A 22,669-nucleotide genomic window follows, 5' to 3' on the forward strand; every position below is an offset into this window, starting at 1 on the left:
AAAAACACTTGCAGGAACGTCGCCGTTCCGGATTTCCTAACAATTTCAAGCAGTCGTCAACGCCGGATTGACGCTGATTACCGTCTACGCTGCAACACGATGGTAAATAGAAGGTTTGCTTGCAAGCCTATTAACCCTGAGTGGATGCTTGCAGAACTGCCTTGTTCAGACAGCCGAGCTGAATTGGCGTGTGCTGATAGAACGGTAGGAATCGAATAGGGCAGCGATCGTGCGCGCATAAGGAAGCCCGTCGGGCTGGATCGTCAGCCGATCCTCATCGAGCGATGCGAGACCGCGCTCGAGAAACGGCAGCAGGGCGCCGCGCACCTCTGTCATCAGCCTCGCCCCTATCCGCGCGCGGCCCTCGCACAGCAGCCCCTCGATGACGCTTGCCCGGTAGCGGTCCTCGGCAGAACGGTGGATCCCCCGGTCGGCGCACAGCAGGCCCTGCGAAGCCCGCATTCGATACCGGCCCGAGTTCTTCTCGTTCTGCGCGAGCAGTCCGGGAAAGGATGAAATCGCGGATGCGCCCAGACCGATGAGATTCTGAGCCCTATCGTCGGTGAAACCCTGGAAATTCCGTCGCAGGGTTCCGGCGAGTGCGGCTGAAGCCAACGGGTCGCCTCCCGGCTTGGCGAAGTGATCGAAGCCGACGGGCGTATACCCATGCGTGACCAGGTAGCGATATCCTAGGGCGGCCATGGTAAAGCGCTCTTCCTGTCCGGGCAGGTCTGACGCGTCGATCGCGCGCTGGCGCGGGACGATATGCGGGACATGGGCATAGCCGAACAGCGCTACACGGTCGGCTCCGAGGGCGCGCGTGCGCTGGAGGCTGTCCAGCAAGTCGTTTTCGCTCTGCCCCGGAAGCCCGTACATCAGGTCGAAATTGATCGATGTGACCCCGGCCTCTCTCAGCCAGTCTACCGAGCGCACGATGAGATCTTCGTCCTGCACCCGCCCGATCGCTTCCTGGCAGTGGCTGGCGAAGGTCTGGACCCCGAGGCTTGCCCGGTCGAAGCCTGCTTGCTTGATGCCGTCGGCCCAGTCCTGCGACATCGTGCGCGGGTCGAGCTCTGTCGAAAGCACCGGTGTGTCGAGATCGAAATGCGATGCAACGGCATCGAAAAGGCGGAGCATCTCGGCCGGTGCAATGGCGTTGGGGCTGCCTCCGCCAAAGGAAATGCGGCGCACGCGCGCATCGCTCGGCAACAGGGCGCCGACGGCCGCGATTTCCGCATGCAAGGCATCGAGATAGCTGGCGAGCCGGTGCTGCCGGTTGGCGCGCCCCGTATTGCAACCGCAGTAGAAGCAAATCTGCTCGCAGAACGGGATGTGCAGGTAAAGCGACACATCGCCATGCGCACTTTCGAGCGCCTCGCGATAGGCATCGCCGGGAAGGTCGCCGAAATCGGCGGCGGTCGGATAGCTCGTATAGCGCGGCACGGGCGTGGCGAGCAGCTCGGGATAATAGGTCCACATGACACCCGATTGCCGAACCACGGACCGAGCGTCTTTGCGTCAGATCAAATTGTGCTTGCGGGAAGTGCTGCGGCATCCCTTCGCATGGCACGGCTGGTTCAGGGGGGATTTCCTTGGCGGCAGGGGAATATCGATCTGCACTGCATCACCATTGCCGCAAATGCGCGCGGAGATGACCTGCTGCTCCTCTGGCAGTGGGCCTAGAATCGCAGGCACCAGCGCCAGCAAGCCAAGCGCCGCGCCGTTCACTCTTCCTCCTCCTCGTCGATGAGGATGCGCTGTGCGGCCCCGTCGAGGTCTTCGAACTGGCCGTCGCGCATCGCCCAGAAGAACATCGCAAGGCCCAGCAGGCCGAGGCCCAGCGCAATGGGTATCAGGACCAAGAGGCCGCTCATTGCTTGACCCTCGCCAGTCTCAGCGAGTTGCCAACCACGATTAGCGAACTGCCCGACATCGCAATGGCCGCAATCAGAGGCGTCACCACCCCTGCAAGGGCGAGCGGCACGGCGCAGATGTTGTAGACCACCGCAAGGCCGAAATTCTGGCGCACAATCGTCATGCACCGCCGCGCGTGGGCCACAGCGAGAGCTACAGGCATCAGCGCTTTGCCGGTAAACACCGCGTCCGCCGCCTGCTGGCTGACGTCGCTGGCACTACCCGGCGCAATCGAGGCATGCGCTGCGGCAAGCGCGGGACCGTCATTGATGCCGTCTCCCACCATCAGGACCTTACGCCCCTGAGACTGCAGGTCTTCGAGAAGGGATAGCTTGTCCTGCGGCTTGGCCTCGGCGGTCGCGGGGACATCGAGAGCCTTCGCGACCGCTTCGACCGCTCTTTGGCGATCCCCCGATAGGATGCGGCTCGCAATGCCCTGTTCCGCCAGTTTGGCGAGTGCTTGCTTCGCATCGGCGCGCAGGCCGTCTGCGAAGGTGATGATCGTTTGTGCGGGGCCGATGCGGAGGAGGGAGGCCATGCCGGTGATCTCCTCCTCGGGGCGACCGAGCGCCACCGGCATGCCCTGCCATGTGCCTGCAAGACCCTGACCCTCGGCTTCGGTAATGTCCTCGACCTGTGCAGGCCGCGCACCCTCGCCCTGAAGAGCATTTGCGAGGCTGCGGCTAAGCGGGTGGCGGCTGGCCTGTGCGAGCGCCAAGGCTACTTCACGCTGCTTTTCGCCGAGAATGGAAATGTCGGCCTGAGGTTCGCCGAGCGTCAGGGTGCCGGTCTTGTCGAAGATCGCGATATCCACCTCTGCCAGGCGTTCCAGCGCACTCCCGTCCTTGACCAGCAAGCCACGCTTGATGAGCGCGCCGGAGGTCACGACCTGCGCCGCCGGTACCGCCAGGCCCATTGCGCAGGGGCAGGTGATGATCAGTACGGCTATCGCGATGACCAGCGACTGGTACCAGCCTGCGCCAGCCAGCATCCAGCCAAGGAATGCCAGCAGGGCGAGCGAATGGACGGCGGGTGCATAAAGCCGCGATGCGCGGTCCGCGATACGGGTATAGCGGCTGCGGCTCTGGCCCGCTTCGTCCATGAGGCGGGCGATCTCGGCAATCACCGTATCGGAGGATGCTGCGGTCACGCGCACTTCCATCGGCCCGGACAAGGCGATGGCGCCGGCATGAACGACGGACCCGGTCTCGACGTGTTCCGGATCGCTCTCGCCGGTCAGCATCGAGTTGTCGAGCGACCCGCGCCCTTTCTCGATCACCCCATCGGCGGCCAGTGCATCGCCGGAAGCGACGAGCATGACCATCCCCGGCTGGAGGTCTTCCGCCTTGATCTCGGAAGTGCCGCCATCGCGGCCGAGCACGCGCGCACTCTTGCCCATCTTCGACAAAAGCGCGCCGATGCCTGCGCGGGTCTTGGTACGCATGGTCGCATCAAGCGCCCGGCCGGCGAGCAGGAAGAACAGCAGCATGACGGCGCTGTCGAAATAGGCGTGCCCGTCGCCCGCGAAGGTTTCGTATACGCTCAGCCCCGTCGCAAGCAGCACGCCGATCGAAATCGGCACGTCCATGTTCGTGCGCCCGTAGCGCAGCGCCATCCAGGCAGAAGCAAAGAAGGGGCGGCCCGAATAGGCCACGACGGGCAGCGCGATGATTGCCGACAGCCAGTGGAACAGGTCGCGGGTGACGCCGCCCGCCCCCGACCAGACGCTGACCGAAAGCAGCATGATATTCATCATGCCGAACCCGGCGACCGCGAGCGCGCGGAGCAGGGCCTTGCTTTCCTTGTCGTCACTGCCGAGCGGATTATCGGCGAGAGCCTGCGCTTCGAAGCCAAGATGGCGCAGCGCCTCGACCAGATCGCCCTGATCCAGCCGCGGGCTGTGCCGCACCGCAACGCGCTTGGCCGAAAAGTTCACGCGGGCGGCGTCGATACCCTCGATCTCGGCAAGGCCGCGCTCGATCTTGGCAATGCATCCTGCACAGCGCATACCCGGGACGGTCAGGCGCGTGTCGGCGAGCGCGCTATCCTTGAGATCTTGCTGGCGGAATGGCGCGGTCACCCGATCTGCTCCTCCGAAACCCAGCGGTCATCGCCCCGTTCGATCGAAACGCGCACGATCCAGCGACCTGCGGGCAGGGCTTCGCTCGACAGCAGCCGCGCTTCGCCGGTGTGCACGAAGGTAAGCTCGCGCGTGTCGGCCTGGCCGAGCGGACGGCGCACCTGTGCGGATACCGTTGCGCTGGCGGGCACGTTTGCGAGGTCGAGTGCCAAGCGATCGCCCGAACGGCTGGCTTCGGCATTCCAACCCAGCGCTTCCTGCCGCTCTGCCTGGTCGAGCCAGCCGTTGAACTTCTGGCTGGCCACATAGGAGTTCTCGACCACGACGCCGCTGAAGCTGCCCGAGGCGATGGCGGCCATGGTGAAGTTGACCGCTACCACCACGCCAAAGCCCGCCACAAGGATTGCGGCCATTTTCCTGCCTGTGAATTCCTTCTGCATCATGGGGTCTCCGGTGCATCGAAGCGGGTCTCGACACGGTCGCTTTCGCGCTGTTCGTCGAGCGAGGTGACGGTGAAGGCAAAGTCTTGGGTCCGGGCATCGCGGGGCGCCATGACATAGGCCCTGATGGTGCGAACCTGGTCGGCAGCGACCGTTATGGTCTGCGTGGCGGCTGCCTCGTCACGGCCGATGGCATCGGTCCACATGACGCCGCCCTCCAGCCCATCGAGCGCGATTTCCATGTCGCGCGGACGGCTTTCCATGTTGCGGATTTTTAGCGTGAAGGAATTGCGGATCGATCCGTCGCTCATCAGCATGAATGGCGGATTGCGGTCGGGCGCGACGGTCATTTCCGTATGCGTGCGCACGCCTAGTGCGAACAGCAGGGCCGCGCCGATGCCTGCCCAGATCGTGAAATAGACCATCGTCCTCGGGCGGAGCAGGGCACGCCACGCAGGCTTGGGGTTCTCGCCTGCCGCTTCCCGCTCGCAATCCTCGAGCGTGGCATAGTCGATCAGACCGCGCGGCCTGCCGATATCCTTCATGACCTTGTCGCAGGCATCGATGCACAAGGCGCAGGTGATGCAGCCGATTTGCGGACCTTCGCGGATATCGATGCCCGTCGGGCAGACCTGGACGCATTGCGTGCAGTCGATGCAATCGCCGAACTGGCCGGGATTCTTGGCGGCTTTCTTCACGCTGCCTCGCGGTTCGCCGCGCCAGTCCTTGTAGGTCACCATCAGCGATTTCTCGTCCATCATCGCAGTCTGGATGCGCGGCCAGGGGCACATATAGATGCAGACCTGCTCGCGCATGAAGCCGCCCAGAGTGACGGTGGTCAGCGTCAGGATCGCCACGGTGGCGTACGCAACCGGCGCTGCTTCCAGCGCGAAGAAGTCGCGAAACAGCGTGGGCGCATCGGCGAAATAGAGGATCCATGCACCGCCGGTCACGAAACCGATGGCGAGATAGATCGACCATTTGAAGCCGCGCCGGAAGACCTTGCCCCAGGTCCAGGGCGCATTCTCGAGCCGGATGCGCGCATTGCGATCCCCGTCGACGAAGCGGTCGATATGCTGGAACAGGTCGGTCCAGACCGTCTGCGGGCAGGCATAGCCGCACCAGGCACGGCCAACGGCGCTCGTGATCACGAACAGGCCGATGCCCGCCATGATCAGCAGGCCCGCGACGAAATAGAATTCGTGCGGCCAGATCTCGATACCGAACATGTAGAACCGCCGGTTAGCGAGATCTACAAGCACCGCCTGGTCGGGTGCGTAAGGCCCGCGATCCCAGCGCAGCCACGGGGTGACGTAATAGATACCCAGCGTGACCAGCATCACGAACCATTTGAAGCGCCTGAAAGGCCCGTCGATACGCTTGTTATGGATCGACTTGCGCGCTTCGTAGAGTTTTTCCGGCAGCGTTTCGCGCGGCGGTTCGTGCGGTTCGTGGCGCCGCGTGGCTGCCGCCGGATCGGCAACCGCGCTGGATACGGGCTCGTTCGACTTGGCGATGCCGTCCTCGACGGTCACCGCCCAGTCGCGTTTCGCATCGTCCGGTTGGTCAGGGTTGCCCATCGTTTCCGGCTTCCGCTTCGGGTTGGGTTTCGGCGCTGTCGGAAATCTCCGCTTGCGCCTCTTCGCCTCCCCCGAGCGAATAGACATAGGCTGTCAGCATCTTGACCGTCACCGGGTCCAGCCTCTCGCCCCATGCGGGCATTGCGCCCATCCTGGGGTTGAGGATCTGGCGTTTGATGTCGGCAGCGGTTCCGCCACGAAGCCAGATCTGGTCGTTGAGGCGCGGCGCGCCTTGTGCACGGTCGCCCTGTCCGGCCGGGCCGTGGCAGGCCGCGCAATTGTCGGCATAGATCTGCGCGCCCGCCGCGCTGGCATCCGCATTGCCGCTTAGCGACAGGACGTGCTGCGTCACGGCTTCGAGCTGCGCGCTGTCGAATGCGCCGTCGAACGATGGCATGACGCTCTGGCGTTTCTCGTTATCGTCCGGCTGGCGAATGCCGCGGTCGATCGAATAGTGGATCGCCGCAAGATCGCCGCCCCACAGCCAGTCGTCATCGTTGAGGTTGGGATAGCCCAATGTCTGGCTGCCCGCCGCGCCGGATCCGTGGCATTGCGAACAGTTCACCTTGAACGCCGCTGCGCCGCCCGCGACGGCGCGCTGCATGAGTTCCGGATTGTCGCGCAGTTTCACCACGTCGATCGCGGCAAGCTGTTCGCGGAAGCTCTGCTGGGCACGGTCGGCGGCGGTCATCTCCTGAGCCAGCGCGCCGCGGCTGGACCAGCCCAGCATGCCTGCGGTCGCCCGGTCGATCATCGGCCATGCCGGATACGCGATGACATAGCCGATGGCGAAGATGATGGTGAGGTAGAAGGTCCACAGCCACCAGCGCGGCAGCGGGGTGTTGAGCTCTTCGATGCCGTCCCATTCATGGCCGACGGTCTCGGTGCCCGTGGGCTGGTCGATGCGCTTATTCGCCATCGTCGTTTCCTTCAAAGATCGAATTGGCTGCCTCTTCGTTGCGCTTGCCGGCGCCTGGGCGGAACGGCCACAGGCACAGCAACAGGAAGAGCGCGACCGTGGCGATCAGCGCATAGCTGTCGGCGAAGTGGCGCAGGCTTTCGTAGGAGGTCATCGGCCTTTCTCCTGCGCGAGTTCCTGCTGTGCGGCGGCGCTGTCGACATCGACCAGCGTGCCCAGCATCTGGAGATAGGCGACCAGCGCATCCATCTCCGTGATGCGCGAGGGATCGCCGTCGTAATCGCGCACCTGTGCCTTGGGATAGCGGCGCTGGAAGTCTTCCAAATCGCCTTCCGCATCCGGATCGGCTTGCAGGAAGAGGTCCATCAGGGCGTTGTCGATGTCTTCCTGCGAATAGGGCACGCCGACGCGGCTGAGTGCGGTGAGGGTCGCAGAAGGGTCGCCCACGGCCAGCTCGGTTTCGGCGAGGAAGCCGTATTGCGGCATGACGCTTTCGGGCACCACGGCTTGCGGATTGACGAGGTGCTGGACGTGCCATTCATCCGAATAGCGGCCGCCGACGCGGGCAAGATCAGGCCCCGTGCGCTTGGAGCCCCACTGGAAGGGGTGGTCGTACATACTTTCCGCAGCGAGGCTGTATGCGCCGTAGCGTTCCACTTCGTCGCGGAACGGGCGGATCATCTGGCTATGGCAGACATAGCAGCCTTCACGGATGTAGATGTCGCGCCCGGCCTGTTCCAGCGGGGTATAGGGCCGCATCCCGTCGACTTTCTCGATCGTGTTGTCGAGATAGAAGAGCGGTGTGATCTGCACCAGGCCGCCGATGGCAACCGTGATCAGCGTGCACACCGCCAGCAGCGTGATGTTGCGTTCTAGTTTCTTGTGGCGTTCGGTCATGCTCATGGCAGTCAGCCCTTATTCGGCCGGAACGGCGCTGGTGGGAGTCTCGACGATCGGACGGTCTTTCTCCGCGTCGTAGGCGGCGTCGCGCATCGGCGCTTCGTCGCGCAGCTTCCCGGCGAGCGTCATCCAGATGTTGTAGGTCATCACGAAGGCGCCCGAGAGGTAGAGCAGGCCGCCAAAGGCGCGCAGCACGTACATCGGGAACATCGCGGCGACGCTGTCGGCGAAGGACCAGACGAGGTATCCGTCGGGGCCGTATTCGCGCCACATCAGGCCCTGCTGGATCCCGGCGACCCACATGGTGGCAGCGTAGAAAACGATGCCCAGCGTCGCGAGCCAGAAGTGCCAGTTGATCATCCGCAGCGAATACATCCGTTCCCGGCCCCACAGGCGCGGCACGAGGAAATACACGCAGGCGAAGGTAATCATGCCGTTCCATCCAAGCGCGCCAGAATGGACGTGGCCGATGGTCCAGTCGGTATAGTGCGACAGGCTGTTCACGCTCTTGATCGAGAGCATGGGCCCTTCGAACGTGCTCATCCCGTAGAAGGCGAGCGCCATGACCATCATGCGGATGATCGGGTCGGTGCGGATCTTGTCCCATGCCCCGTTGAGGGTCATCAACCCGTTGATCATGCCGCCCCAGCTGGGCATCCACAGCATGATCGAGAACACCATGCCCAGCGTCTGCGCCCAGTCAGGCAGCGCGGTGTAGTGCAGGTGGTGCGGACCCGCCCAGATGTAGAGGAAGATCAGCGACCAGAAGTGGATGATCGACAGGCGGTAGCTGTAGACCGGGCGTTCGGCCTGTTTCGGCACGAAGTAGTACATCATCGCCAGGAAGCCCGCCGTCAGGAAGAAACCGACAGCGTTGTGCCCGTACCACCACTGCGTCAGCGCATCCTGCACCCCGGCAAAGGCGCTGTAGCTTTTCGCGCCAAGCAGGCTCACCGGCATGGCGAGGTTGTTGACGATGTGCAGCATCGCAACGGTCACGATGAAGGCGAGGTAGAACCAGTTCGCGACGTAGATATGCGGTTCGCGGCGGCGGACGATGGTGCCGACGAAGACGATGAAATAGGCGACCCACACGATGGTCAGCCACAGGTCGACGTACCATTCGGGCTCTGCATATTCGCGCGATTGCGTGACGCCAAGGAGGTAACCCGTCGCCGCCAGAACGATGAATAGCTGGTAGCCCCAGAAAACGAAGCGGGCGAGGCCGGGGAAGGCCAGCTGCGCGCGGCAGGTGCGCTGGACGACATAGAAGCTCGTCGCGATCAGGGCATTGCCGCCGAATGCGAAGATGACTGCACTGGTATGGAGCGGGCGAACCCTGCCGAAATTGAAATAGGGCTCGAAGTTGAGCTGCGGGAAGGCCAGCTGCAAGGCGATGAAAAGGCCTGCGGCAAGGCCCGCAATGCCCCAGAACATGGTCGCCAGCACGCCCCAGCGGATGGGGTCGTCGTCGTATTTCGACGGCGTATCGGGCATCTTGAAGAAGCTGTTGAGCTTGCCTGCGGGGTCGTATCGCGATGCGCTCATCCACATCAGGACGAAGCACACCAGTGCCACGATTACCGCGTGTGCGGCAAAGCCCCCGTCGGCCGCCGTGGCAACAACCACGATCGAGACCAGGAACAGGACAAACCACAGCATTGTGCGGCCTAGTGCGGTTTCCGCTTGCATATTACCTCCCGTGCAATCCCTGCGCGCCTAACGCGGCCACCGGGATCCGGCATTGATGTGGATCAAATTTGATGGATTTTTCACGCAGCGACCCTGAGGTGGCCTGCGCGGCGATCGAGTTCGTCGACGCGTAGCAGCGTCACTCCGGAGCGGCCCTGGGTCCGGATCAGCCCCTGGTCTCGCAGCAAGGTGAACTGGCGGCTGACGGTCTCTATGGTGAGGCCGAGGCTGTCGGCGATATCCCTGCGCGACATGGGCAGGTCCAGCTTCACCTCGGACCCATCACCGCGCCCAATCCGCTCTGCCATGGAGAGCAGGAAGCTGGACACGCGTTCGAGCGCCGACTTGCGCCCGAGGGTGAGTGTCTTCTCTCGGCTGCGCTGCAGCGAGACGGTGCTGCGCTCCAGCAGTTGGGTGAGGACCTGCTGGTGCTTTTCGGCAGCTTGCAGGAACTGTGCGTAGGGGAAAGTCATGAGGTCGCACTCGATCAGTGCTTCGAGCGTGTAGCTGTGCGCGCCATGGGCGGGCAGTGTCAGCAGGTCTCCGGTGAAATGGAAGGCGAGCACCTGTTCGCGATGGTCCGAAGCATGGGCGACCAGTTTCGTCGCACCGTCGCACAGGAAGACGAGGGTCGGCTCGTCCTCGGGGTAGTGGAGCTGACGGTCCGCTTTGAGGTGGACGTGCGAACCGAGCGTGCGGAACAGGCGCACGGTCTCCGGCCCTGTGCGCTTGGGCAGAACGCGGCTTACGAAGCAGTCGAAGGCGTCGGTGCAAGTGTGCATGCACGCCCTATCGCGCGGCTAAAAGCGTATCTCATTGATCCAGATCAAGGAGCGCCTTGGAAAGGTGGTGCAGTTGCCTTGCCACGCGATGCAACAACCTGGGCCGCATGGGGTGGCCGCTGCACCGCGCCAAGGAATGCGAAATGAAGAAACTGCTTGCCGGAACCGTCGCGGGGCTCGCGATGCTTGCCATCCCCGCCCAGGCGCAGGCACAGGACGCCAAGGGCGCCATCCAGGTGAAGCTGCTGGGCACGGCCGTGCTCCCCGATGGCAAGATCACCGAGGTGAAAACCGATATCGTCGGACTGCCCGCCGGGACGCAGACCGAGGCCAACGACAATGTCGTGCCGACGCTCGCGATCGAATATTTCGTCTCGCCCAATTTCTCGCTGGAGACGATCTGCTGCATGACGCAGCACGATGTCGACTCCGTCTCGGGCCTGACGGGTGCCGAGCTGGTGTCGGATGCCAAGCTCATCCCGGCGACCGTCACCGCGAAATACCACTTCGATCTCGGCGGTGCGAAGCCCTACCTCGGCGCCGGCGCGACCTATTTCCTCTGGGTGGATGTGGACCCCGGCGAAGCGACCCTGCCGCTGGGTGTGACCAGGACCGACCTCTCGGACGAATTCGGCTTCGTGTTGCAGGCCGGTTTCGATGTCCCGGTCAATGACAGTGGCCTCGCCTTCAGCGTTGATGCGAAGCGCTATTTCGTCGGTACCACGGCGAGCTGGTATGCGGGTGACACGCTGGCGATCCAGACCGAACACGATCTCGACCCATGGGTGCTGAGCGCTGGCGTCGCCTACCGCTTTTGACGGGATCGGCCGGCTCTCGCACGCCAGCCGGCCCGCCTTGCGCGGCCTTGCGGGAAGTCCCGCAGGGCCGCGTTTTTTATGCTAGGTCCAAACCTGCGATTTCCGCAGCACCTTGAAGCGTGTGCCATGAGTGTTAGGGGCGATTCGATGTTATCTTCGGCCCTTCCGATCCGGTCCCTCTTGTTCGCCATCTTCATCCTGATGGCGGGAAGCGGTTTCCTCTCGACCCTCATCGCCATCCGGCTGGAAGAGGCGGGTGCGGCTGCGCTGCTGATCGGTATCGTGGGTACAGGCTATTTCGCGGGGCTCACCTGGGGGTCGCTCAAAGTGGAAGCCCTGATTGCCCGCATCGGCCATATCCGCGCCTTCGCCGCCTTTGTCACCGTATTCTCGGCAAGCAGCCTGACCTATGCGATCGTGGACTTCCCTTATCTGTGGATCGCGCTGCGGCTGGTGGACGGTTTTGCGATGGCGGGCGTCTTCGTGTGCCTCGAAAGCTGGCTCAACAAGCAAGCCCAGCCGCACAACCGCAGCACGATCCTCGCGGCCTATATGATCGCGCTGTATTGCGGACAGGCCGGGGGACAGTTCCTGCTGAACCTGGGCGACAATTCGCCGGACCTGCCCTTCATGGTTTCGGCCGTGCTGCTGTCGCTTGCGCTGCTACCGGTCTTGCTGACCCGGATGGAGCAGCCGCATATCGAACGCACCGTGCCGTTCTCGCTGAAGCGCCTGTATACCGCATCGCCGCTCGGCATCGTCGGCACGCTGACGACCGGCGCAATGCTGGGCGCATTCTACGCCATGGGTGCGGTCTACGTACAGCGCATCGGTATGGACCTCTCGCAGGTCGCCTTCTTCACCTTCAGCGTGATCGCGGGCGGCGTGCTGCTGCAATACCCGCTCGGATTGCTGTCCGACCGGTTCGACCGGCGTAAGGTGATCGTGTGGTGCAGCCTCATTGCGGCGGCGATCTGTGCGGGGCTTGCCGTGCTCGAACTGCCAAACGAGGGGACGATCCTGCTCGGTGCGATGTTCGGCGGCTTCGCCTTCGCGCTCTATCCCCTGTGCGTGGCACATACCAACGACCACCTCGAAGAAGACGAGCGGATCGGGGCGAGCAGCGGACTGGTACTGACCTATTCGGCAGGCGCGGTAGCAGGGCCGCTGATCGGGTCGACCGCGATGAGCCTTGCCGGACCGGCCGGCCTGTTCTTTGCCATCGGTTCCATGGCGCTGCTCGGCGGTCTGTTCGGCCTTTGGCGTATGGCGGCGGCTCCGCCCGTCGCAGCCGACGACCAGCAACCTTTCCAAAGCCTACCGCGCACCTCGCCGATGGCGGCGGTCCTCGAATCGGACGAAGACTGAGAGCATTGCCTTGACCCGCTGGCGAGGGTCCCCGAAAGCACCGCCGATGAAATTGCTCGCTCCAGCTTCTCTCCCGCTACGTGCAGGCCTTTTCGTGGCGGCAGCCGCTGCCGCATCGCCTGCAATCGCACAGGATGCCGAGGAACCTGTGATCGTAGTCACCGGCGAAGGCCTGGAGGAAACGCCTGCCAGCCCAGCCTACGACACGCAGACCATCAAGCGCGAGCAGATCGTCTCGGCGCCCTCGGGTCGGATAGAGGACGTGCTGTCTTCGGTCGCGGGGTTCCAGCAATTCCGCCGGTCCGACAGCCGCTCGTCCAATCCCAGCGCACAGGGCGCGACCTTGCGTGCCCTCGGCGGCAATGCGACCAGTCGCGCGCTGGTGCTGCTCGACGGCGTGCCGATGGCCGACCCTTTCTTCGGCTTCATCCCTTTCACGGCCATCGCCCCCGAACGCCTGGGCGAAATCAGGGTGACGCGCGGGGGCGGTGCCGGCTCCTTCGGTGCAGGCGCGCTGGCTGGGACGATCGAACTGGTGAGCGCGGGCGGTGCCGATCTCGACGGCTTCGGCGGCCAGGTCCTCGTCAATGATCGCGGCGGTACGGAAAGCGCAATCCACGGATCTTCACAATTGTCTGACGGGTTCGCGGTGATCTCGGCGCGGTGGGACCGGGGTCCGGGCTTCTTCACTACGCCGGAGGCCGACCGCGTCGATGCCAGCGCCAAATCGGCTTACGACAGCTGGTCCACGCAGCTTCGCGGCGTAATCCCCGCGGGTGAGGACGCAGAGCTGCAGGTGCGCGGCCTTGTCTATGACGACCGCCGCACTTTGCGCTTCGATGGCGCGGACAGTTCCAGCTCCGGCCAGGATGCGAGCATTCGCCTCGTCGGGCGGGGCGACTGGCAGTATGAAGCGCTCGCCTATGTGCAGGCGCGCAATTTCACCAATACGGTCATCAGCTCGACGCGGTTCGTGCCGGTCCTCGACCAGCGTAACACGCCCTCGACCGGGCTGGGCGGCAAGCTGGAAGTGCGTCCGCCGGTCCAGGAGGACCAGGTGCTGCGTCTGGGGGTGGATTACCGCCGCTCCGACGGGGAGTTGTTCGAAACCGCGATCAGTGCCTTCAGTGGCAGGGTCAACGAGCGGCGCAATGCCGGCGGGACCAATTCCGATCTCGGCTTCTTTGTGGAGCATGAATGGCTGCTCGGCCCCGTCACGCTGACAGGCGGTGCGCGGGTGGACCGTTATGCGATTTCGGACGGCTTCTACGAGGCGCGCGATGCTTCGGGCAATATTATCCGTTCGGACCGCTTCGAGGATCGCTCCGGATGGCAGGATTCCTATCGCGGCGGCGTGTTGTTCAAGGCCTCAGATGCCTTGCGCCTGCGCGCAGCGGCCTACACCGGCCTGCGCCTGCCCACGCTGAACGAACTTTACCGGCCCTTCGTCGTGTTTCCGGTCACGACGAATGCCAATGCCTCGCTACGTAACGAGCGGCTGGAAGGCGTCGAGGCCGGCTTCGACCTGACCCCGGCGGAAGGCGTGGAATTGTCGGCCACGGTTTTCGACAACAAGGTGGAAGGGGCTATCGCGAACGTCACGCTTGATGCCACTACCCGCCAGCGCCAGAATATCGACGAGATCAGGGCGCGCGGCGTTGAAGTCTCCGCTGGCCTTTCCCTCGACACGCTGCGCTTCGATCTCTCGCTCGCCTATACCGATGCCGAGGCACGCGATGCAGGCGCCGCTTTCGACGGCAACCGGCCTGCGCAAACGCCGCGCTGGGCGGGCGGGGCGACGCTAAGCTGGCGGCCCGCGACGGACTGGCTGCTGGCAGCATCACTGCGCCACACCGGCGACCAGTTCGAGGACGATCTCGAGACCGATGTGCTGCCGGCCACGACCACCTTCGGCGTTTACGCACAGGTGCCCGTGACCAGGCGCCTTACCGTGGTGCTGCGCGGCGAAAACCTGTTCGACGAGGAAATCGTGACCCGAAACCAGAGCGGCTCCATCGACCTCGGTGTGCCGCGGACCGTCTGGGCCGGCATCAAGCTGGGCCTGTAGAACGACGATCGAAATGAGAGGTTTGCCCAAGTGACCACCCAGCCATCGCTTCCCAACCGCTTCCGCTCCTGGCTCTTCGCGCCCGGCGATAGCGAGCGCAAGATGACCAAGGCGGCAGAGGCCGAGGCGGACATTGTCATCTTCGATATCGAGGACGCTGTTGCCGAGGACGCTAAGCCCGCCGCGCGCGAGGCAATTCGCGCTTTCCTGCTGGCGCGCAGCGAAGAGGAGCGCTCGCGCCTGTGGGTGCGGGTCAACCCGCTCGACGGACCGCATACGGCAGACGACATTGCCTCAATCCTGCCGGGCAGGCCGGGCGGGATCATGCTGCCGAAATCGCGCGGGCGGCACGATGTGGAGGCGCTCGATGCGCTGATGACGCCGCTGGAAATGGAACTGGGGATCGAACCGGGCTCGACCCCTGTAATCGCTCTCGTGACCGAAGTGGCCGCTGCCATGTTCACTACCGGCGATTATTCCGGAGCCCCGCGGCTCGCAGCGATGACCTGGGGGGCAGAGGACCTTGCCGATTCCATCGGCGCCATGTCGAACCTTGGCGAGGACGGTGCCTATACCTTCACCTATGAACTGGCGCGCAGCCTCACGCTGCTCGGCGCTGCGGCGGCCGGGGTCCCGGCCATCGAGACCATCGACGGGGATTTCCGCAACCTCGAAGGACTGAAGGACCGCGCGCAGAAAGTGCGCCGCGACGGCTATCGCGGCATGCTGGCGATCCACCCGGCGCAGGTGCCGGTGATCAACGAGGCATTCTCGCCCAGCGCCGAGGAAATCGCCGAGGCACGCGAAATTGTAGCGCTGTTCGAAGCGAACCCGGGAGCAGGGACCATCGGCCATAACGGCAAGATGCTGGATCGTCCGCACCTCTCCCGCGCGCGCCAGTTGTTGGCGCAGGTGGAGGGTTAGGCGGAAAGCTTCGCCACTTCGGAAAGCACGGTTTCGGCATATTCCGCACGGCAGATGAGCAGGTCGGGCATGTAGGTGTCCGCCTGGTTATAGACGAGCGGACTGCCGTCGATCCGGCTGGCGTGGAGGCCATGGGCGAGGGCGACCGCGACAGGTGCCGCGCTGTCCCATTCGTACTGGCCGCCGGTGTGAAGATAGATTTCCGCTTCGCCGCGCACGACGGACATCGCCTTGGCTCCGGCAGACCCCATCGGCACAAGTTCCGCGCCAAGCGCTTCGGCTACGGCAACTGCCTCCGCTGCCGGGCGCGTGCGGCTGACGACCATGCGGGGCTTTGCAGCCATTTCGGGCAGTTCGCCCGGTTCGCCGGTGCAGAGCACCTTGCCAAGGCCGGGAAGGGCGACCGCGCCCACTTCCGGCCTGCCACCCACGCACAGCGCGACGTGGACTGCCCAGTCGCTGCGCTCTTCGCCATATTCGCGGGTGCCGTCCACGGGGTCCACAATCCACACGCGCTCCTTGGACAAGCGGTCGCTGGTGTCCTTGCTCTCTTCCGAAAGGAGGCCGTCGTCGGGGCGCTGGTGGCGCAGGGCGTGGCACAGGAACTGGTTCGCGGTTTCGTCGCCCGCAGTGCCCAGTGCCTTTCCCTCGAACATGCCGCTCGCCCGAACTTCCAGCAGGATCTTGCCTGCGCATTCGGCGAGGTGGGCTGCCAGTTCGGCGTCGGTCATGCGAAATCCCGTCAGTAAAAACCAGTTCGGGGGCCGCATGGCAGACCGAAGCCTCCATGCGAACCCCCGATTGTTCCGGTCATGGCCGGTATCAGGCTACGGCAGGCCTTCTTGCGAAGATGCCGAAGGCTGCGATGATGGCGTAGCAGATGATCGGGATGATCATGGCAAAGGCCAGGTCGCCGCCGGTGGCATCGGCCACCACACCGTAGAGCAGCGGAACCACCGCGCCGCCGAAGATCGCGACATTGATGATGCCCGAGCCGTCTGCCGCACGCGGGCCGAGCTTTTCGCAGGCCAGCGAGAAGATGGTCGGGAACATGATCGAGTTCATCAGGCCGACTGCAAGCAGGCTGTAAGCTGCCACTTCGCCGGCGGTCATCGCGCTGATGATGATCAGCAGGATCGAACCCGTCGCATTGAAGGCCAGGATTTTGCCCGGGCTGAAGATGCGCAGGAAATAAGAGCCGATGAAGCGGCCCACCATTGCACCGCCCCAGTAAAGGCCGATCATCCAGCCGATTACGCTTTCCGGCTCACCCAGAACGCGCTCCTGCGACAGGTAATTGATGATCACCGACCCGATCGAAACCTCGGCGCCGACATACAGGAAGATGCACAGCGCGCCGAAGCTGAAACGGGTGCGGGTCAGCAGCGGGTTGTCATAGAGCCACACGGCAGGTGCCGCCAGGATGAGCGCCATGCCGAGCCAGGGGCTGATCTGGATGGCCGAGAAAGCGCCGGCAATGACGAGGGCGAGGCCGACGAGGTAACGGCCCCAGGTGACCAGCTCCCCGTCGCCCATGATTTTGGAATCGTGCGGCAGGCGGTTGCGGAAAAGCCAGACTGCGATGGCCACGACGGCGATCAGGGCTGCGAGGCCGAGATAGCCCTGCCAGATCGCTTCGCTTTCCGCCTGGCGATATTCCATCAGCGCCTGTCCCGACAATTCGTCGGCGCTCACGGTTGCAAGGCTGCCGAGGATCACCACCGCACCCACGATCGGGAAGACGGTCGTGCCGAGCGAGTTGAACGCCTGGGCGAAAGTAAGACGGCTATGCGTCGTGCTGGGCGGGCCGAGCAGAGAGATGAGCGGATTGGCCACGACCTGTACGATCACGACCCCGCTGGCGAGGACAAACAGCGCGCCAAGGAAAACGATATAGGTCGCTGTCTGGCTGGCGGGGATGAAGAGCAGGCAGCCGACCATCATGGTCAGGAGGCCCGCCACCGCGCCGCGCATATAGCCCAATTTCTTGACCAGCTTTGCACCGGGAATGCCGATGATGAGGTAAGCTGCGAAGAAGCAGAACTGCACCAGCATCGCTTCGGTCCAGCTGAGCGTGAAAAGCTCTTTCAGCTTCGGAATGATGACGTCGTTGAGGGACGTGATCCCGCCGAAGATGAAAAACAGTCCGAAGACGAAATATTGCAGCCCCGGTGCGTTTACCGGGGGAGTGTCGTCGTCGATTTCGATCGGATTTGGATCGGTGCTTGACGCAACGTCAGGTGCCAAAGCCATTCAATTTTCTCCCCAATGATCGCCGGTCAAACGCCGTGCGACCCGTTATCCCTATCGGTGTGCCAGCACAGCGCCGCTGCGCAAAGCAAATACGAATGCCCGTCAGAACGAGCAGTCGGTCCCCTCTGCAAATTCTTCGCGCACGATCGATCCGATATTGATCGTGAAATCGCCTTCGGAACCCAGTGCCAGCGTCGGGCCGAGGTCCGTTGCGCAGGCCGAAGTGATGATCATCTCGCGATAACCCTTGCCCGCAGCGACAGCCAGTTGCTGCGTGATGTCGAGGGGCTCACCCGAGCCGACCTTTACGAAGAAAGGCGCAAGCGGACGGTTTTCGACCTCGTAGACGATGCGGTAGCCATAGCCATCATCGCCATCGCCCTGGACGAGTTCGAGGGTCGATCCGGCTTCGAAAGTCAATTCGCGCGCATCTTCCTGCGCGGTGCGGTCGATCCCGCGTGCGGTGATGCCGCCGGCCGAGCCGCGCAGGTTGTCGAGCTTGCCTGTTGCCGTGTTGGCGAGCACGCCGTCGGCCAGGCGGCCGCTGACGTACCAGTCCTTCGCAGCGCCCTGTTCGAGCGGAGCGCAGCTTTCATCGAGGGTCGGCAGTGCGCTGGTGTCTGCCAGCGTGCGCCCATAGCCCACGGTGAACAGCGCTCCGTCAGGCCCGTTGAGCGGACCGAAATCGCACGTGGCGGGCCAGCTGAAACCGAGCTTGCCGGTGGCCGGCATCGCGCCGGTCAGCACGTCGGCGATACCCGCGCCTTCGCCGCCCGGCAGCCACGAGGCCACGAAGGCATCGGCGATGTTGAGTTCGCGGTTCATCCACATGGGACGCCCCGAAAGGAACACGGCCACGGTGGGCACGCCTTCGGCCTTGAACTTGCGCAGCAGTTCGAGCCCTTCGGTGTCCGGAAAGCCGAGGTGCTTACGGTCGCCTGCGAATTCCGCATAGGGTTCTTCACCGAAGACCACGACTGCAACGTCGGGCTTAGCCGTGTAGCTGCCGTCCTGCGACAGCGTGGCGTTGCCACCGCTTGCTTCGACAGCGCTTTCGAGACCCGACCAGATCGAGGTCGCGCCCGGGAAGTTCGCGTTGGTAAGGTCCCCGCCGCCCTGCCAGGTCAGCGTCCAGCCGCCCGAAGCCTGCGCGATGCTGTCGGCGGCGCTACCGGCGACGAGGACATTCGCCCCTTCCTTGATGGGCAGCACGCCGTTGTTGGTCAGGATGACCTGCGACTTGGCGACTGCTTCGCGCGCGATGGCACGATGTTCGGCAGAGCCCAGAAGCGCGTAATTGCCTGCGTTCGGACGGTCGGACGGCTTCACGAACTCGTCCAGCAGCCCCGCGCGCATCTTCATGCGCAGCACGCGGCCGACAGCCTCGTCGAGGCGCGCCATCGGGATCGTGCCGTCCTCGACCTGTGCAACCAGCGTTTCGAGCAGGCCCTTCCAGTCGTCGGGAACCATGTAGATGTCGAGCCCGGCAAGCAGCGACTGCGGGCAGTCGGTGTTGGTGCAGCCCTTGACCTGCCCGTGGCCGTTCCAGTCGCCCACCACCAGGCCATCGAAGCCCAGCTCACCGCGCAGGAAATCGGTCAGCAGCGGCTCGTTACCGTGCATCTTGCGGCCATTGACCGAATTGAAGCTGGCCATGATCGTTTCGACACCGGCCGCGATCGTCGCCGGATAGGGATAGGCGTGCAGCGCCTTCAGCTCCTCGATATCGCCGTTGACCTCGCCCTGGTCGACGCCCTGGTCGGTCCCGCCGTCGCCGAAGAAATGCTTGGCGGTGGCGATGACGTGGCCCGCGCCGAGCCGGTTCGGATCGCCCTTGGCGCCCTGCAGACCCTCCACCAGTGCCGCGCCGAGCGGGGCGACGATCTTCGGATCTTCGGAATAGCTTTCATATGTGCGGCCCCAACGGTCGTCGCGCGCGACGGCCACGGTGGGCGAGAAGTTCCAGTCGATGCCGGTTACCTCGATCTCGACTGCGGTGGCATGGCCGATCCGACGCAGCAGGTCGGCATCGCGGGTCGCGCCAAGGCCGATATTGTGCGGGAAGATGGTCGCCTGCACGATATTGGTATGTCCGTGGACCGCGTCGGTGCCCCAGATGGTCGGGATGACCGGTTCGCCGTTTTCCTGCGGCTGTACGGAAGCGAGGTACATTTCGTCCGCGTAACGAAGCCATTCGGATGCCGGGGCAAGCTCGTCGCCATAGGGGCCGCCATTGCCGCCATTGAGGTAGCTGCCGAAGCGATAGCGGCGCATGTCTTCGGGCGTGAAGGAGTTGATCTGCGGCTGGATAAGCTGGGCGACCTTTCGCTCCAGGCTCATGCGGGAAATCAGGTCGGCGACGCGCGCGTCTTCCGACATGTCCGCGCTTGCAACCGGGGTGGTTGCGACCTCTGCCGGAATTGCCGAGCAACCTGCCAGGGCAAGGGCCGCCGCCGATGCCGTCCAAAACGCCTTCTTCATTGTGTCCCTCCGCGCTCCCATTGGATTGAGAACGTTATCAACTGCGAGAAGTGACACGACTTCTACGTAAAATCAAGCCGTCAGATGTGGCGTTTTGCCGTCACCAGGAGGAGCATCGCGATGGCGGCCAAGGCGGCAAGGACGAAGAACAGGGCCTCGAAGCCGAAGAGCGGTACGAGGGCAACGATCAGCCAGGGCATGATCAGGCTCGGCACGGTGTTGGTGAGGTTGAAAATGCCAAGGTCCCGGCCACGCGTTGCAGGCTTCGGCAGGAAGCGCAGCGTCTGGCTCGTATGCAGGGCCAGGAACACGCTGGTGGCAAGCCCGAAGACGACATAGCCGACGATGGCGCTTGTCAGCGTGTCGGCAAGGCCCATCACGACGAGGCCGACCGCGCCGATGCCTGACCCGATCGACAGCGGCAGCAGCGGCCTGTCGTTCCTGTCGGACCAGCGCCCTGCCAGCATGGCCAGCGGGATCGACAGGGCCAGGACGACGGTGAAGACGGTGGCGGTCCGGTTGTCGCCGAAATCGGGGTCTATCGTGGCAAACCAGATCAGGAGGTAGGCGAACAGCGCCGCCTCCGCGATCTGGACCAGGAGGCGGGCCAGCCACATGCGCGCAACGGTGGTGCGCGGCTGCCTCCCGGCATCCTGCGCGGTATCGGTGGCCGCATCCGCGCTCCCCATCAGGTGGGGCATCGGGACGGGTTTGCCGAACAGCACTACGGGAAGAACACAGCCGGCGACGATTAACGCCACCAGGACGAGGCGCGTGTCTGCATCCGCGACACCGGGGATCGTGATCAGCGCACCTGACAAGGCGCCCAGCGCGGGAGCGAAGGCGAGCAGCCCGCCGAGCTTGCCCTTCTGTCGGTCGGGTACGCAATCGCCTGCCCATGCCGCCAGCGGGGCCAGCATCATGTTGAGACCGATCTGCCAGACGACGATAAGGCCGAGCAGCTGCGCCGCATCGTCGGTCGCCCGCACGCCGATCAGCAGGACCGAAGAAAGCGCGAGGCCGGCGAGAATCCAGCCGCGGCGGCTGCGGGTCAGGTCGCTGAGCCAGCCGAAGAGGATATTCGAGATGCTGGCCGAAATGGCTCCGGCAAAGGCGATATAGGCGAGGGCGCCGATCGTATCGGTCGCCTCCAGTTCGCCGACCCGGACCGGGAGCAACAGTGTCAGGAAGGGCACATAGGCGACGGCGCCGCCTGCTACGGCCAGCGCATAAAGCCACAGGAAGCGTTCGGTCTGGGCGACCTGCGGTTGGCTAGGCTGCATTCGTTGCCGCAGGAGCCGGTCCGGTCGATCCGCGCACGACCAGTTCGCCTTTCACGCGTACGGGTTCGGTCGGGACCTTGCCCTTCTTGGCGTCGATCAGCAGTTCCACCGCGCGCGAAGCCGTGGCCGCGATCGGCTGGTCGACGGCGGTCAGCGGCGGCTGCGTGAAGCGAACGATCGGCGAGTTGTCGAAGCTGACGACCGAGAGGTCTTCGGGAACGCGCAGGCCCTTGTCCTTCGCGACTTGCAGGACCGCGAAGGTCATCTGGTCGCTGCTGGCAATGATCGCGGTCGGCCTTTCGGGCAGCGAAAGCAGTTTCTCGGCCGCCTCTAAGCCGCTATCGAAGCCGAAGTCACCGCGTTCGCACAAGCCCTTCGTGGGATTGTCCGCCGCAAACATCGCCTCTTTCCATCCGGCGATACGCCAGTCGCTGAGGCTGAATTCCTCGGGGCCGGCGATGAAGCCGATCCTTTCGTGGCCCAGGTCGAGCAGGTGCTCGGTCGCGATCCGTGCGTTGTGCGTATCGCCCATGGTCATGGGGATGCCCGGACCCGGGTCGGTCGAGCCGATCCGCGCAAACGGTATGCCGCGTTCGGCAAGAAGGCCCGTGATGAGCGGGTTGCCCGAGTGGGGCGGGGTAAGGATCACGCCGTCGGGCTGGAGGGCCGCGATGGCGGCACCCAGCTCGCGTTCCACATGGTCGTTGTGCGTATCGACCAGCTCGATCAGCATGCGGTAGCCGTGTTCTGCACAGGTGAGCATCCCGCCAAGCAGCATCTGGTCGACCCAGTCACGCCCTTCGCGTGCGCGCCAGTCGGCGATGGTCAGGTCGCGGTCGTTGATCGCTAGGATGAGGTAGGACCGCGAGCCGCTCATCCGCTGCGCCGCGATCGAGGGGACGTAGCCGAGCTTGTCGATGCTCGCCTGCACCCGCTCTTTCATGGCGGGGCGGACATTGGGCTCGTTGTTGATGACGCGGCTGACGGTCTGGAGCGAAACCCCAGCGTCTGCTGCCACGTGCTTGATGGTCACGGCCTGACGGCGCCTGCCCATAACAAAACCCCCGAATGGTCAACTCGATATCGACCGGTCCACCGCCAACCTAATCGCGAGGATCACGATTGGGAATGCACCGGGCATTCTTTTCAAGAGGTGGAAGGCAAACG

The 22,669-nt window shown here is 64.1% G+C and carries 20 protein-coding genes; 4 read left to right on the forward strand and 16 right to left on the reverse strand.

The features are described from left to right. Positions 1–165 precede the first annotated feature (165 nt). The 11 genes from hemN to K3179_RS08255 all read right to left on the reverse strand — a co-directional run bounded on the left by hemN (position 166) and on the right by K3179_RS08255 (position 10,307). A complete protein-coding gene (gene hemN, locus K3179_RS08205; RefSeq protein ID WP_221565455.1) occupies positions 166–1,479 on the reverse strand; it encodes an oxygen-independent coproporphyrinogen III oxidase in 1,314 nt (437 codons plus the stop codon). 39 nt (positions 1,480–1,518) lie between these two features. Further along, positions 1,519–1,728, reverse strand: coding sequence for a hypothetical protein (locus K3179_RS08210; RefSeq protein ID WP_221563846.1), 210 nt, complete (start codon positions 1,726–1,728; stop codon positions 1,519–1,521). After that, complete coding sequence (gene ccoS / locus K3179_RS08215) at positions 1,725–1,874, reverse strand: cbb3-type cytochrome oxidase assembly protein CcoS (protein ID WP_221563856.1); 150 nt, start codon at positions 1,872–1,874, stop codon at positions 1,725–1,727. Before ccoS ends, K3179_RS08210 begins: the two co-directional genes overlap by 4 nt. Further along, positions 1,871–3,994 carry a heavy metal translocating P-type ATPase gene (locus K3179_RS08220; protein ID WP_345722445.1) on the reverse strand — a complete coding sequence of 708 codons (2,124 nt, stop codon included), beginning with the start codon at positions 3,992–3,994 and terminating at the stop codon, positions 1,871–1,873. Before K3179_RS08220 ends, ccoS begins: the two co-directional genes overlap by 4 nt. Then, entirely contained in the window at positions 3,991–4,437 is a 447-nt protein-coding gene (locus K3179_RS08225; RefSeq protein WP_345722446.1) for a FixH family protein, read from the reverse strand. The genes K3179_RS08220 and K3179_RS08225 overlap by 4 nt, the downstream gene beginning before the upstream one ends. Beyond that, a complete protein-coding gene (ccoG, locus tag K3179_RS08230; RefSeq protein WP_221563859.1) occupies positions 4,434–6,014 on the reverse strand; it encodes a cytochrome c oxidase accessory protein CcoG in 1,581 nt (526 codons plus the stop codon). The genes K3179_RS08225 and ccoG overlap by 4 nt, the downstream gene beginning before the upstream one ends. Continuing rightward, entirely contained in the window at positions 6,001–6,933 is a 933-nt protein-coding gene (ccoP, locus tag K3179_RS08235) for a cytochrome-c oxidase, cbb3-type subunit III (protein ID WP_221563869.1), read from the reverse strand. The genes ccoG and ccoP overlap by 14 nt, the downstream gene beginning before the upstream one ends. Then, positions 6,923–7,087 (reverse strand): cbb3-type cytochrome c oxidase subunit 3, encoded by a 165-nt coding sequence (locus tag K3179_RS08240; protein ID WP_090480486.1) that lies wholly within the window; start codon positions 7,085–7,087, stop codon positions 6,923–6,925. The genes ccoP and K3179_RS08240 overlap by 11 nt, the downstream gene beginning before the upstream one ends. After that, the gene (gene ccoO, locus K3179_RS08245) at positions 7,084–7,836 is read right to left on the reverse strand and encodes a cytochrome-c oxidase, cbb3-type subunit II (protein WP_221563871.1); all 753 of its coding nucleotides are present in this window, start codon (positions 7,834–7,836) and stop codon (positions 7,084–7,086) included. The genes K3179_RS08240 and ccoO overlap by 4 nt, the downstream gene beginning before the upstream one ends. Before the next feature lie 12 nt (positions 7,837–7,848). Beyond that, a complete protein-coding gene (gene ccoN / locus K3179_RS08250; RefSeq protein ID WP_247712911.1) occupies positions 7,849–9,495 on the reverse strand; it encodes a cytochrome-c oxidase, cbb3-type subunit I in 1,647 nt (548 codons plus the stop codon). A gap of 110 nt (positions 9,496–9,605) precedes the next feature. Next, positions 9,606–10,307 carry a helix-turn-helix domain-containing protein gene (locus K3179_RS08255; protein ID WP_221563875.1) on the reverse strand — a complete coding sequence of 234 codons (702 nt, stop codon included), beginning with the start codon at positions 10,305–10,307 and terminating at the stop codon, positions 9,606–9,608. Positions 10,308–10,450: 143 nt separating this feature from the next. Between K3179_RS08255 and K3179_RS08260 the strand changes: the two genes are divergently transcribed. From K3179_RS08260 to K3179_RS08275, 4 genes are all read left to right on the forward strand, one after another. Beyond that, the gene (locus K3179_RS08260) at positions 10,451–11,125 is read left to right on the forward strand and encodes an OmpW/AlkL family protein (protein WP_221563877.1); all 675 of its coding nucleotides are present in this window, start codon (positions 10,451–10,453) and stop codon (positions 11,123–11,125) included. 147 nt (positions 11,126–11,272) lie between these two features. Continuing rightward, positions 11,273–12,493: an MFS transporter gene (locus K3179_RS08265; RefSeq protein WP_221563888.1), complete on the forward strand. Its 1,221-nt coding sequence runs from the start codon at positions 11,273–11,275 to the stop codon at positions 12,491–12,493. A gap of 46 nt (positions 12,494–12,539) precedes the next feature. Beyond that, complete coding sequence (locus tag K3179_RS08270; protein WP_221563890.1) at positions 12,540–14,561, forward strand: TonB-dependent receptor; 2,022 nt, start codon at positions 12,540–12,542, stop codon at positions 14,559–14,561. Between the two features lie 30 nt (positions 14,562–14,591). After that, on the forward strand, positions 14,592–15,485 hold the full coding sequence (locus tag K3179_RS08275) for an HpcH/HpaI aldolase/citrate lyase family protein (protein ID WP_221563891.1): 894 nt from the start codon (positions 14,592–14,594) through the stop codon (positions 15,483–15,485). On the opposite strand, the gene K3179_RS08280 is transcribed toward K3179_RS08275, so the two are convergent. The 5 genes from K3179_RS08280 to K3179_RS08300 all read right to left on the reverse strand — a co-directional run bounded on the left by K3179_RS08280 (position 15,482) and on the right by K3179_RS08300 (position 22,556). Then, complete coding sequence (locus K3179_RS08280; RefSeq protein WP_221563902.1) at positions 15,482–16,216, reverse strand: 3'(2'),5'-bisphosphate nucleotidase CysQ; 735 nt, start codon at positions 16,214–16,216, stop codon at positions 15,482–15,484. The two genes, K3179_RS08275 and K3179_RS08280, sit on opposite strands and share 4 nt — an antisense overlap. A gap of 91 nt (positions 16,217–16,307) precedes the next feature. Then, positions 16,308–17,738 (reverse strand): sugar MFS transporter, encoded by a 1,431-nt coding sequence (locus K3179_RS08285; RefSeq protein ID WP_221563904.1) that lies wholly within the window; start codon positions 17,736–17,738, stop codon positions 16,308–16,310. Between the two features lie 102 nt (positions 17,739–17,840). After that, positions 17,841–20,219 (reverse strand): glycoside hydrolase family 3 protein, encoded by a 2,379-nt coding sequence (locus K3179_RS08290; protein WP_221563906.1) that lies wholly within the window; start codon positions 20,217–20,219, stop codon positions 17,841–17,843. Between the two features lie 80 nt (positions 20,220–20,299). Then, positions 20,300–21,502: an MFS transporter gene (locus tag K3179_RS08295; RefSeq protein ID WP_221563908.1), complete on the reverse strand. Its 1,203-nt coding sequence runs from the start codon at positions 21,500–21,502 to the stop codon at positions 20,300–20,302. Next, the gene (locus K3179_RS08300; RefSeq protein WP_221563910.1) at positions 21,492–22,556 is read right to left on the reverse strand and encodes a LacI family DNA-binding transcriptional regulator; all 1,065 of its coding nucleotides are present in this window, start codon (positions 22,554–22,556) and stop codon (positions 21,492–21,494) included. Before K3179_RS08300 ends, K3179_RS08295 begins: the two co-directional genes overlap by 11 nt. Between the last annotated feature and the right edge of the window lie 113 nt (positions 22,557–22,669).

The sequence above is a fragment of the Qipengyuania intermedia genome (assembly GCF_019711615.1).
Classification (GTDB): domain Bacteria; phylum Pseudomonadota; class Alphaproteobacteria; order Sphingomonadales; family Sphingomonadaceae; genus Qipengyuania; species Qipengyuania intermedia.